Genomic DNA, 13,079 nt, shown 5'->3' on the forward strand with positions numbered 1-13,079 from the left:
TGCAAAAGTACTGAATTTTAGGAGAGAATGTTAATCCTGGTCTGATTTTATGTCTATATTTAGAGTTTATCATATTATATACATGAAAAAAGCTTCATTCTATCTCTTCTTTTTTCGAAGTACATTATTGATCAGCATTGCGGCTGCGATTGCTATTACCTTTGTTATAGGATCAACTTTTATGCAGATAGTGGTAGCAGGAAGTGACCCGGTTTTATCCGTTTTATCATCTGTATTAAAGATATGGTGTACAGCGGGGCTTGCCGCAAGCCTGTTGTATAAGGAGACTGTTAGAAAGAATGAATACTATTTTTTCTACAATGTGGGGATTTCGAAGATTGAGCTTATTATTGTATCGCTGATTCTGTATATTCTGTCATCTGTTATAATATATATCCTATGCTCACTGATAATGAAATTCATATAATCGAGGCTGATAGTATATCGAAAGCTTATCCTATTCAGCAGGTTTTATCGGGTGTTTATCTGAAAATGCAGACCGGAGATATTTGTGCTCTTTTCGGTCGTAATGGGACAGGGAAAACCACCTTGCAACGGATTATCTTCGGTTCGTTGCGGGCTGATTATAAATTCATACGGATCGATGAACGGTATGAGAAGAACGCATATACCAAACCTGAGTTAATTTCATATCTTCCTGCTACTCATTTTATCTCTCCAGGAATGAAAACCAGACAAGTCCTGAACTTATATGGAATACCTCCCGATGGAGATAATATTATCCTCAAATTATATAATAAAAGGATTTCTTCCATGTCGAGTGGTGAACGGCGGTACCTGGAAGTATATCTTATCTTGAAGAAAAAAGCACACTTTGCACTATTGGATGAACCTTTTAAATTCCTGTCCCCTTTGATGATAGAACAGACAGAGGAACTGATACAGATGGAAGCGAAGGAAAAAGGGATAATAGTGGCCGACCACAGATACCGTAATGTGCTGAACGTCGCTAACCGTATACTTCTGATGAAAGATCAATCATTGTATGAACTGAAAGATGAAGAGGAGTTGAGAGATAAAGGCTATATTATCTGATCCTTTTCTATTGCTTCTACTTCTTCGGTTTTCTCTATCTTTTTATTCAGTACAGAGAAATTCCAGTTATATTTCTTATAGAAAAAAGCAACCAACAATATTGTAGCAATGGTAATTTCTATCAGCCCTCCTTCGGGATTCACCACTTTAGCCATAAAGATCGCCGGAGTCTGGAATACAGATGAAGAATGTGTAATAAACAGGCTAGCAAAAATGTTATTAGCTGCATGCACACCCATTGCCATTTCTATACCATCATCGAGTATGCTGACCAAACCCAGCATTGCTCCCATCATACAATATTGAGGAATCATTATCCAGAACCCGAATTCTTTTACTTCGGGATTTGCCGCGTGCATCAGTCCGAATAGAATGGACGGGATCAGTAATACCAGCCAGCGGTTCTTTGTTAATGCTCCCACACCTTGCGCCATATAACCACGGAAAGCCAGTTCTTCATATCCTGTCTGGACAGGTAAGAATAGTAGGGAGATAATCAACAGAGGGATAAAGGCCGATAAATTAAACTGAAATTCAAGGTCTTCGGGTGAGATGAAATATTGTATTCCCAACGAAACTAAAGACAAAATAAGCCAGAATGCAGCACCCCAAAAGAAATGCCCCCATCTCAACCTGTTCGTGCCGTTTATAGTTTCTTTCCATGTGCGTTTATGGAATGCTTTTATCATAAATACCAACACGAAGAAAGCAACCACAAAAGGAATGAGCATAAGAAAAAAGAGCAAATTGGGAGACATTCCCGATGCTATAAGCGCAGAAAAATCTGTACCGGATGCCGCTATATTCTCTCCACTTCCGGCGGAATGTACTATAATGGCTATCAATAGGGGAAATGCACCAATAATATTAGCAGCAACAAAAGATACTACCAATACAACGATATATTTCCAGATTTGATTTCCTTTTCCTAAAGCTATTTCTAAATGTTTCATCTTATAATTCTACTTTTTGTTTATAAGTCGAAAAACAGATCAGAAAATCACATTATGGAAGAAATTATTTGACAAAACCATTAATTCAGCTGAATATCAATATTGTGGCTGCCGCTTTCTATATTCACAGCTTTATTGTTTTTGCCAATTGTCTTATTATTGAGCATATAACTTTTTGCGTTTTCAGGTATAATAACCGAAGCAGTACAACCCGGAGGTAATGTTACTTTCATTATCAGGTTCTTGTCCCTTAATTCCCAGTCTACACCGATAGTACCGTAAGGGGATTCTTTAGTTGTCTTTGCCCAAGTAACACCCTCGGGAATTTGCGGTTCTATGAATACATGTTTATATCCCGGATTGTTTTCATCGGTACGCAGTCCACCTATGGCCTGATAAAACCATATTCCGATACCGTTATAGCAATTATGTATACGGCTACGCTCACCACTCCAGTATTCCCATGTTGTAGTCGCATTGTTGTCTATCATATGCAGGTAACCCGGATAGTCGCGTTTTTTTAGCATTTTATACATAAAATCGACTTCCTTATTCTCTATACACCATTTTGTTAAGATAGGTACACCGACTAAGCCGACTGCTATATGATCATTATGATTTTTACTTGTCAGGTTAATTAACTGATTCCTGACTTGCGGATAAATATCGGAAGGAGTAACTCCAACCAGCATCGGATATGTCATATCCAGCTGCGATCCGGTAGAATACATGCTCTCTTCCTGTTTGTAGAATGTTGTATGTAATAGCTTGTTCAGGTTGTCTTTGCGCATCGCATATTCTTTTGCTTCATCGGGTTTGCCTAATATCATAGCTAATTTCTCCATAGTGGCAAAACAGTCGCTCACAAAACAGTTATTTACAAGATTGATTGATAGCTCGTTGCCCGAATCCACACCCATAGGGGCAAGCCAGTCTCCCAGGAACCAGTCCCTGTATTTGGTATCAGGCCAGCGTTTCAGTAATCCGTCTACTGTGTATTTTTCCACATATTTCAGCCATTCTTTCATATATGGATAATATATTTCGATCAGTCGTGTATCACCGTAATTCAGATAGGTTTGCCATGGTGCCATCACCATAAATCCACACCAGTAGGGGCCACCTCCGCCTGCACCCGGATTCGGGCCTACATGCGGCAGGCTGCCGCCTTCACGCATCGAGTCTCCCCAAGTTTCCATCCAGTTGGTATATAATGGAGCCATATCATACATTGTTTGTATGGTTTCGGTTGATGAATTTCCATCACCGCCATAGCCTGCACGTTCAAGGTGCGGACAGTCGACCATATAGCCCCCGAAAGCGAGGCATCGCATAGTATATTGTATCATATCATGTATGGCGTTCAGATCGGGATCGGAGCATTCGAATGAGGAAGTCTCTTTATAATCTGTATGGATAAGATGCGCTTTTATATCTTCTTTGCGAGGTTCTATCGGGAGATTGTATATTTTGATATACCTGAAAGCGTGATGATTAAACTTGTTGCAAAATACTTCATTGTTCCGCCCTGCCGATATATAGGAATCGCTTTGTCCCTGATCGTGAAATGTCCCTTCCTTATCAATATAATCGGTATACTCCATTTTTATTTCATGTCCGGAAGCGAGGATGGGCATACGCATCTCAAACCATCCGTTCAGATTTTTACCCATATCTACCAGCCATGTAGTATTATCCAGTTGGGTGATATTCACAGGTGCATATGTTTTCTGTATTTTATTTGGTTCAGACATCTCAGGAGTGGCCAAATGTTCCGGCACGGCGATTATTTCTACCGGATACCATTTCATATTATCCAGTGTAGCTTTTTTCAGGCTCCCGGGTATTTGTCTCATATCTATACGCTCGCCGGCAAATTGTAGAGCCTGCCATGTACCAGTGTCTGTATAACCTGTAGGAGCGCCTTTCCAGGACGAATCGGTTGTCAGCAATGTATTCCATTTGCCATTTTGAAGAATATCCAGTTGAGTCTTTACCAGAGGACCATCATAGGCTGCACCGAATGTTGTTTTTTTGTACCATCCTTTTCCAAGCCACAAAACCAGATCGTTTTCTCCTTCTTTTATATAAGGAGTTATATCGTAGGTTACTATCAGCGATCTTTTGTTCAACTGTGAAACGGCGGGAGATAAGACATCATCACTTACTTTTTCTCCGTTGATATAAACTTCGTGATACCCCAGGGAGTTTACATGCAGAAAAGATATTGCTTTTTTATCTATAGTGAAACTTTTTCTTAGTATCGGACTGCCGATATTTCCGGCATCGGCTGATAATCCTATATAATGTCCTTGCATTGTATTGTTGAGTATACCAATACCAAAACGGGCTGTCTCGCTCCACCCTGATGCTTTCCCTTTGTCATCCCAAATACGTACACGCCAGTAACATAACGAACGGGAAGAAAGAGGCTTCCCATTATATGGTGTCATGACGGAGGTTGCGGATTTTGTTTTGCCGGAATTCCATAGATCAGCTTTGCCGTTTATTAATGACATGCTGTCGGATGCAACCTGTATTTCATAATACACCTGCCTCGCTCCAGCTCTGTCAATCTTAATTTTCCAACTGAAATGGGGGATTACATTATTGATTGCAACGGGATTTTTAAGGTTTTCGCATTTCAGGTCAGTTACTGATATACATGCCTGTATATTTGATAAATAAAAAAATAGAAACAGGACGAAAAGGTATGTCTTTTTCATGGCATATTCATTAATGATTCGAATCTGATAGTATGACGGTCATATGATATTTTACCACTAAATCAATTTAGAAAATGATTTTAGTTGTTAAAACTTGACAAAGTTGACACATATTTCATTTTTTATTTTCTTCTGTCATCCCGAGGAACGAAGGATCTTCTTTGTCAGATGCTCCGCTTCGCTCCGGCATAACAAGTAACAAAACCTGACAAACAACGTTCGTCAGAGCAAAGCGGAGCCAATTAGCTACTCTACATTCCGATGAACGTTGTTTCTTACATGTTTTATTTCCGATATTCTTCATTAAAAAATCATCTTTACTGACTACCAGTTACTGTCTACTAACTATTATTTCCTCATTGATAAAGTTCCTAAAGAAAAATGCAGATTCAGACTGCAGATTCACATAAATAATAAAAAAAAGCGGTATTTCCTAGAAATACCGCTTTTACCGCTTATTATAGATTTTTATTGTTCCATTTCATTCAGGTTCTCATCGATCGCTTCTATTTTCTTGACGAGCAGTTCCATCTCGTTTTTCAGGTTCTCTATCTTATTGTTGATGTCTTTCAATAATCCGCCGCCGCCTTTCGAGGATATAGACAAGAAGTTCATATTATTCTCGTAGGTCTGCAGGTCAGCTTTCACCTTATTGTATTGATGCATCAGATGGTCTCTCTCGCGATATAATGCACGCTTAGGGTTATCCCCTTTCGATATGCTGTCTTTTATGTTTGACTTGAACGCTTCGAAGCGACGCTCTGTTTTGTCTATTTTCAGACGATCATAATGAGTATCGACAGCTTTATGGAATTCCTTGTAGATCTTGTCTTTTTCCTTGAAAGGAACGAAACCTATTTTGTGCCATTCATCAGCGAGTTCTCTCACTTGTGTGATAATCTCGGACGGTTCCTGTGTCTGGTCTATATCATTGATCTTTTCTATAATCTCTTTTTTTGCAGCCAGATTGTCAAGTTCTTCAGTTTTTTGAGACGATTCAGTCTTTTTCTTCTGCTCGAAGAAATAGTCGCAAGCTGTTACGAATTCTTTCCAGATGGCATCGGAGTATTTACGCGGAACAGGGCCTATGGTCTTCCATTCTTTTTGTATGGCGATCAGTCTGTCCGTTGTTGCTCTCCATTCGATGCTGTCTTTCAGTGATTTAGCTTGTTCTACCAAAGAGCGTTTCTTTTCCAGGTTAATATCCATTTCTTCACGGACACCTTTGAAGAATTCGCTTTTCTTTTCGAAGAATGTATCGCACAAAGCTCTGAATTCTTCAAATATCTGGGTATTAACCTTTTTCGGAACGAAGCCGATTGTCTTCCATTTGGTCTGTAAATCAATGACTTCTTTGCTCTTTTCGTCCCATTCCTTGAACGATGTAAGCTTGTCGTAATCGATGCTTTTTAAGATATCGATTATTGCGGTTTTTTCTGCCAGATTTTCTTCTTCCTGTCCTTTAAGGCCTTCGAAGTGAGACTGGTATTTTTTATTTATCGCAGTCGATGCATCTTTGAAACGCGTCCAGATTTCTTCACGAAGTTCGCGGGCAACCGGACCTATTTCACGCCATTGCTGATGAAAGTTTTGCAATTGATGGAAAGCTGATACGGAATCGGCTTCTTCCAGTAGTTTATCGACTGATTCAATGATCGCGGTTTTTAACTCAAGGTTTTTCTTGAAATCATAATCACGGAATTCATTGTTTATTTTTATAAGATCGTAGAACTTCTCTGTATAGATCTGGTATGATTTCCACAGTTCTTTAACTTTTGACTGAGGAACTGCTGTTATATCATTCCACTTTTGTTGAAGATCTTTAAAATCTTTGTATAGTTTATTGAAGTCTTCAGAACTTTCGGTCAGATTCTTGATAGATTCTATTATCTGAAGTTTCTTTTCATAATTTTCTTCTTTTTTACGTTCATCCTGAGCAGAATGGGCAGCACGTTTTTCCTTAATATCATTAAGGAAAGTTTTCAATACTTCTTCGCTCGGATCAGGAGTGGGAACGAAAGCTTCCGGATCGTTTCCTGCTTCGACAAAATCAGCTTTCTGGGCTTCAACATCAGCTGAGCGTAGTTTATAGAATGCCTGTTTCAGGCTTTCCGTTTCCGATCGTGCAGGTAATTCTTCCTGTAAAGTCAGATTTTTCAGCTTTTCGATAATTTCATCCTTTGACAGAGACTGGTGCTTTGTCACAGGAGACTCTGTAGGTACTTCCGGCTGTTTGGTTTCCTCCTCTATTGGTTCGGCCTCAGCTTTTTCTTCGACTGGTGCAGTTTCTTCAACTTTAGCTTCGGGTTCTGTCACTTCTTCCGCTATCTCTTCCGCTTTTGGTTCTTCTACTACAGTAGTCGGTTCTTCTGTTTCAACTTTTTCTGTATCCGCTTCTTCTTTCACTTCTGTTACTTCTACTGCAGGTTCTTCTCTTTCTTCTTTTTTTGCAGCAGGCGTTTCTTCTGTGACCGTTTCTTCAACGATCGCTTCCACAGGTTTTATTTCTTCAGCTTTGACTTCTTCAGAAGGTTTTTCCACAGGTAATCCGGGTTCTAGGTTCTCATTCATAAAGTTATTTTTTTGATAAAGGTAATACCTCATGTTTTTCACATGGCAAATTAATGATTTTTTTTTGTGATTTAGGGTATTAATATGAAGTTTTTTGGATATTCAGCAAAAATAGCCAGATAATTATGAATATATACTATGAATTACGATTAATGTGAATCAATAGTTAAATTTAATCGTTCAATTATTCTTATTGTTTACGTTTTTCTTTTTCCTTGCGTTCACGTTCCTGGGCTTTTTCTTTCTCGTCCCTTTCTTTTTCCCGTTGGCGCTGGCGTTCTTTTTGCAGGCGTTCTTTTTCTTTTCGCTCTTTTTCCCTGGCTTTTTCTTTCTCTTTACGTTCTTGTTCCTGTTGGTGGAGTCGCTCTTGCTGCTGGCGGATTCTTTCTTTACGTTCGTCCTCTTTGCGCTTACGTTCGTCCTCCCGGGCTTTTATAGTAGCTTTCTCGGCATCTTTTTTGGCTTGTTCTTCAAGTCTGAGTTGTTCTTTCTTTTGCTTTTCGGCAGTTTCGATAGAATCCTGTACTGCTTTTTCCACACGGGCGATAGAGTCAGCCCGGTTTTTTTCTGTCTTTCTGACAGAGTCCTGCGTAGCTTTAGCAAGTGCTTTAAGTTCTTTCTGACGTTGCTTTTCAAGTCTCTCTTCTTCTTTAAGGGCCTCTTTTTCTTCTTTTGTGAGGTTTTGACGGTTCTTGTATTTATTGAACAATCCTCTGATGCCATCTACCGGATTACTTATAATCTCTTCTACCGATTTAATCGCATCGTCCACTTTTCCTAAAGCTTGACGCTGATCGTCAGTCAGCAGATCGTCCGCTGTTATCTGTTTATCGTTTACCGGTTGCTGAGTTTGCTTATCAGGTTGTCTTGTCTCGGTTACAACTTTTGGAACTGTTTTTATTTCAGGTGTTATTTTAGGTTCTTCCTCTTTGATCTCTTCTGTTTCTTTAATAGTTTGTTCTTCCTGTTGCGATTTTGTGACTTCAGCCACAAGATCTTCTATTTCACTGGTATTTAGGTTCCAATGTGTTATAAGTATAGGAAGCTGATCCTGATAATGTTCGGCAAAGAAGGTGGTGTATTGCTCCATGCCTAAGCGTGGGAGAACTTTCACATAATTGTCGGTAGAGATTGGAATGGCGACAATAGATGTGTCTATTTTATTAAACAGGCCGTCTTCTGTAAATGCTTTATTCAGATATGAACGGATATTGGCAAATTTGTTGAAACCCTTGATTTGAAGAATATCATAAGGCGGATTGGTTTCGAAATTCAGATCGTATGTCTGGATCACATAGTTGGAAAAATTATAATCGGCCACTTCATACAGTAACTCATTGCGGTCTATGGTATTTGATCTGAACATCAGCAAGAGCAGGTATTCGGTATCCAGACTATCGGAAAATGCCAACGTGCGGCCATCTCCTCCGGTCATTGTGCTGTCTCCGGGATTAGCCAGGCTCCAATCGAAACCGGTAATAGGAGAACCGTCAGACAAAAGCGGTTGTCCGTCCTTTATTTTTTTCAGTATATCTTCAGCCAGAGGTGCTACTTCCGATTTCGGATATTTGTCTACAAGTTCAGTCAGATTGTCTGTCAGCCCTTTAGCATCTCTTATTTGTGCATACGACAAGGCATTAAGCATGATAAATTGCGGCATTAAGCCGGTTAACGGATAGCGCCTGTTTATTTCATCGTAATTTTTTCTTATCGTTTGCACATCAGCCTGCTGGTATGCATCGAAAGCCTGTGTATAGAGAGAATCCACCATGGCGGGCATATGCCTGAAATTCCATTCATAATCGGGATGGGATAACGTTTTTGCATATACCTTATCCGGAAATTCATTAAGCAGTTTATTGCGATAGGAGGCCATCATGCCACGGTTTTCCGCTTGCATATATATTAGAAAGAGCTGATAGTATATCTCCTCGAGATTAGGAGTATCAGGGAAGCGGCGAATATCGGTATTGAAAGCATCTATAGCGAGATTGTTATCTTCCAGCTTGTTTTTATAGATCAACCCCATATTGAACAGGGCATTCTCTATCAATGTGTTTGATTGATGTACCGCTTCTTCTGTAAAAGGAAGTTGTTGTAAATAATATTCGACAGAGAAAATATCGTTGCTGATGGATGCCGGTTTCAGGCTGTCACTTTCTTGTATTTTGGGTTTTTCTGCAAGGAGTGAATCGTTTTCGTTTATAATATCAGTTTCTGCAAAATCAGAAAATCCGCCTGTCTTATCCTTCCTTCGCCAGTCGTCTTCTAATTTGCGGGTACCCCATTGTTTTTGAAATGCGATCTTGCCTTGCGATACAGCTTGTTCATTATAGAAATAGAATGAATTGGCATCTCCCTGTTTTCCGGTAGTATTCACCAACGGCACATTTACGGCAGGTTTTTGCATTGCCGTTTCCATGTCGGCCCAACTCGAAATCCTCTCCTGTCGGTTTCCCTCTTGTTGCTGACGCTCTTCTTCTTTTTTACGCTCTTCTTCTTTCTTTTTTTCTTCTTCTATTTTGGCATGAATGATTATTAATCGTTCTTCTTCCGGTAACCGGGCGAGGTACTGAAGGCTATCTTGTTCATATACGGTTTTTACATGCACAACAAGTTCATCCAGCACATCGGAACGAAGTGCTACTTTCGGGTATTCGGGATGCGATTTTTTTAGTTGGGGTAATGCTTCGGAATAGTTAGGCTGCGCCAAAACGAATTCCCGTTTATTAAAATACAGGTCACCGAGTGTAACCTGTGCCATGGCCTTGTCGTAGCCGTTACGGGTACTTCCTTTTATGGCTTTGCGATAGTTCTCAATGGCCTTGATTGTATCGGAATTTTGAAGATAAATATTTCCGATGCTCAAATATAGTTGGTCGAGATATTCCTTGTTTTTCGAACTGTGAGCCATTTTCGATAGGTCGGCTATCGCTTTTCTGGTATCGTTCGATGCATTAAGTTGTAGTTGATTCAGCTTTGCATTGAAACTGAATTTGTAAGGTGTGTTCATCCCTTGTACAGACGCGAAAGCTTTGTTTGCATTCGTCTTATCGCCGGTCTCTGCATATATCTGTCCCAGCAGATACTTCATCCGAAGTCTCTGGTGTTTATCTTTTTCTTTTTTTATGGCGAATTCCAGATGTGGTATGGCGGCTTTGTAGTCATTAGTCCTGATCAGGTAGTTTGCTTTTACCGTTTCGTACAATCCTTTGTGCTTATCGGGCGGGCCGCCGGCCAGTTCCATTTTGTGAAGCACGTTTCCTGCTTCATATAGCCATCCCATTTCAGTATATGCACGGGCTATCCACAGATTACATTCGGCTACTATGTCGGGTTGTGAACTGTAAATTTTTGTGATGTACAGAAAGGTCGTGATAGCTTTCAGGTAATTGGTCTCATGGAATTCCGCCTTGGCCAGCAATAGCCATACCTTGTCCATGAAAGGAGTAAATTCTTTCTGCTGTACCCAGGCCTGATAGCCGGCATCGTTGCGCCGCTTGGGGTCACGTCTGGGTTTAACTTTTATGGAATGAAGTTTTATAGCCTTGGTCGTCTTGTCTATAGTCGTAGTGAAACTGCCACCGGGTAATTGCATAGCCGCTGAGTCGGAATTGTCAGGGAATACATAAAGCATTTCCGATAAATTGTCTTCTCTTGATTGTAAGCGGTTTTTCAGCGTTTCTTTATATGCTTCGTTTGCATTAAAATGAATATTGTAGCGAGTGTTGGTGGAATGGTAAAAACGTGTCAAAGCCGTATTCTTTTGGTTAGAACACGACGATATAAAGAAAAATAAGAGAACACTTGTAAGATAGATCAGTGTCCAATCCGCTTTATTTCGTAACACGTATAGACAAACGGCTAAATTAAATATTATTATATATTTAAAAACACAAAAATAGGTATTTTATTGTTTGTCATAGCTTGTTATGCAGAAAATGCATTGGAAACTTTTGACGATCGGCTGATGTTTGTTTTATATGTTTTACGAAAACGAAGCATATATAACAAATTGCTGAAAGATTGTTTGAAATTACTAATCAAAGATAGGGGTGATTTTATATTTTCATTACATTTGTATATTATCAAGTAGAAGAGACATATGGAAAATAATAAATTTTTGACACTTATAAGGGACGGCATTTGCGAGAACTGGGATCGTCCTGCGTTGACCGATTATAATGGGGAAACATATCTATATAAAGATTTTGCAAAAAAAATAGCTCAGTTGCATATCCTGTTTGCAGACATGGAAGTACAAAAAGGAGATAAAATAGCTATCAGTGGACGAAATTCTGCCAACTGGGCTGTAGGCTTTTTTGCTTCGCTTACCTATGGTGCTGTCATAACAACTGTTTTGCATGACTTTAGTGGAGAAAGCATCCATTCATTGGTAAATCACTCTGAGGCTAAAGTCTTACTGGCAGATGAATATGTGTGGTCGAAACTAGATCCTATGCAAATGCCCGATGTGAAGACAATTCTTTTAATAGACGATTTCTCGGTGCGAAAATCAAAACACCCTGAATTGCTGGAGTCTTGTTCCGATCTGGAACTAGCCTTTAATAAGAAATATCCAGACGGGTTTGCAAAAGAGGATGTTGTTTTCCACGACGAATCGCCGGAAGAGCTGGCTGTGCTAAATTATACATCGGGAACGACAAGTAATCCAAAAGGTGTGATGATCCCTTATCGCAGCCTTTGGTCGAATACACGTTTTGCCATCGATATGATTCCGTTTGTGAAAGCCGGAGATGGCATTGTATGTATGTTGCCGATGGCACATATGTATGGTCTGGCATTCGAGGTACTACTTTCTATAGCAAAAGGATGTCATATCCATTATCTGACAAGGGTGCCATCCCCGCAGATTATAATGGATGCGTTTGCAAAAGTAAATCCGACATTGGTACTTGCGGTGCCTTTAATTATTGAAAAGATAGTCCAGACCAGAGTATTCCCTGAGTTCAAGAAACAACCTGTTAAAACCTTACTGAAGATACCTTTCTTTAAGAAAAAAATATACAAAAAGGTGGCTGAAAAATTGATTCCGGTTTTCGGGAACAAACTGGTAGAAGTAGTTGTCGGAGGAGCGGCTTTGAATAAAGAAGTAGGAACTTTCCTCTCGGATATCAGATTTCCGTATACCGTTGGTTATGGAATGACTGAGTGTGGTCCGCTGATTTCTTATGAATATTGGGAAACATACAAGCCAACTTCATGCGGACGACCAGTGGATCGTATGGAAGTGCGTATAGATTCATCCGATCCGGAGAGAGAAGCAGGTGAGATTATAACCAAAGGAGATAATGTGATGTCAGGCTACTATAAAAATCCTGAAGCAACGAAAGCTGCGTTTACGAAAGACGGCTGGCTGAGAACAGGTGATTTGGGCGTGATGGATAAGGATAATTTTATCTTTATAAAAGGCCGTAGCAAGACGATGATACTTAGTGGATCGGGACAGAATATTTACCCTGAGGAAATTGAAGATTTTTATAATAATTCTCAATATGTGGGTGAATCACTTGTAATAGAGGAGAATGGCAAACTGATAGCCCTTATTTATCCGGATAGGGATTATATGAACAAGCAAGGTATCAAAGAAAACGAATATTCTGCTATCTTTGTGTCCGAAATGAAAGCGATAAATAAGCGTTTACCGAAATATAGTCAGGTAGTTAATTTCAGATTGCAGGATCAGGAATTCGAAAAGACGCCGAAGCGAAGTATTAAACGTTTCCTTTATCAGAAATAGTCTTTACTTATA

The 13,079-nt window shown here is 39.7% G+C and carries 8 protein-coding genes; 3 read left to right on the plus strand and 5 right to left on the minus strand.

Features of this window, described 5'->3' with window-relative positions; translation table 11 throughout:
• Positions 1-82 precede the first annotated feature (82 nt).
• Together GGR21_RS07040 and GGR21_RS07045 are read left to right on the plus strand one after the other, a co-directional pair.
• Complete coding sequence (locus GGR21_RS07040) at positions 83-427, plus strand: hypothetical protein (protein ID WP_183306495.1); 345 nt, start codon at positions 83-85, stop codon at positions 425-427.
• Positions 400-1,056: an ATP-binding cassette domain-containing protein gene (locus GGR21_RS07045; protein ID WP_183306496.1), complete on the plus strand. Its 657-nt coding sequence runs from the start codon at positions 400-402 to the stop codon at positions 1,054-1,056. The genes GGR21_RS07040 and GGR21_RS07045 overlap by 28 nt, the downstream gene beginning before the upstream one ends.
• Here the strand turns inward: GGR21_RS07045 and GGR21_RS07050 are convergent.
• The 5 genes from GGR21_RS07050 to porW form a co-directional block, all read right to left on the minus strand.
• Entirely contained in the window at positions 1,044-2,009 is a 966-nt protein-coding gene (locus GGR21_RS07050) for a CPBP family intramembrane glutamic endopeptidase (protein ID WP_183306497.1), read from the minus strand. The two genes, GGR21_RS07045 and GGR21_RS07050, sit on opposite strands and share 13 nt — an antisense overlap.
• An 80-nt stretch (positions 2,010-2,089) precedes the next feature.
• A complete protein-coding gene (locus GGR21_RS07055) occupies positions 2,090-4,735 on the minus strand; it encodes an alpha-L-rhamnosidase (protein WP_183306498.1) in 2,646 nt (881 codons plus the stop codon).
• A gap of 115 nt (positions 4,736-4,850) precedes the next feature.
• Positions 4,851-5,039 carry a hypothetical protein gene (locus GGR21_RS07060; RefSeq protein WP_183306499.1) on the minus strand — a complete coding sequence of 63 codons (189 nt, stop codon included), beginning with the start codon at positions 5,037-5,039 and terminating at the stop codon, positions 4,851-4,853.
• 164 nt (positions 5,040-5,203) lie between these two features.
• The gene (locus tag GGR21_RS07065; RefSeq protein WP_221232953.1) at positions 5,204-7,306 is read right to left on the minus strand and encodes a DUF349 domain-containing protein; all 2,103 of its coding nucleotides are present in this window, start codon (positions 7,304-7,306) and stop codon (positions 5,204-5,206) included.
• A gap of 190 nt (positions 7,307-7,496) precedes the next feature.
• Complete coding sequence (gene porW, locus GGR21_RS07070; RefSeq protein ID WP_183306500.1) at positions 7,497-11,156, minus strand: type IX secretion system periplasmic lipoprotein PorW/SprE; 3,660 nt, start codon at positions 11,154-11,156, stop codon at positions 7,497-7,499.
• A 255-nt stretch (positions 11,157-11,411) separates the two neighbouring features.
• Between porW and GGR21_RS07075 the strand changes: the two genes are divergently transcribed.
• The gene (locus GGR21_RS07075; protein WP_183306501.1) at positions 11,412-13,067 is read left to right on the plus strand and encodes an AMP-binding protein; all 1,656 of its coding nucleotides are present in this window, start codon (positions 11,412-11,414) and stop codon (positions 13,065-13,067) included.
• Positions 13,068-13,079: the final 12 nt, after the last annotated feature.

The organism is Dysgonomonas hofstadii, from assembly GCF_014196915.1.
Lineage (GTDB): Bacteria > Bacteroidota > Bacteroidia > Bacteroidales > Dysgonomonadaceae > Dysgonomonas > Dysgonomonas hofstadii.

What these genes read in the sequence shown, in the direction of transcription:
- GGR21_RS07040 (WP_183306495.1), top strand. Translation starts at nt 83, where the DNA reads ATGAAAAAAGCTTCATTCTATCTCTTCTTTTTTCGAAGTACATTATTG.
- GGR21_RS07045 (WP_183306496.1), top strand. Translation starts at nt 400, where the DNA reads ATGCTCACTGATAATGAAATTCATATAATCGAGGCTGATAGTATATCG.
- GGR21_RS07050 (WP_183306497.1), bottom strand. Translation starts at nt 2,009, where the DNA reads ATGAAACATTTAGAAATAGCTTTAGGAAAAGGAAATCAAATCTGGAAA.
- GGR21_RS07055 (WP_183306498.1), bottom strand. Translation starts at nt 4,735, where the DNA reads ATGAAAAAGACATACCTTTTCGTCCTGTTTCTATTTTTTTATTTATCA.
- GGR21_RS07060 (WP_183306499.1), bottom strand. Translation starts at nt 5,039, where the DNA reads ATGAAGAATATCGGAAATAAAACATGTAAGAAACAACGTTCATCGGAA.
- GGR21_RS07065 (WP_221232953.1), bottom strand. Translation starts at nt 7,306, where the DNA reads ATGAATGAGAACCTAGAACCCGGATTACCTGTGGAAAAACCTTCTGAA.
- GGR21_RS07075 (WP_183306501.1), top strand. Translation starts at nt 11,412, where the DNA reads ATGGAAAATAATAAATTTTTGACACTTATAAGGGACGGCATTTGCGAG.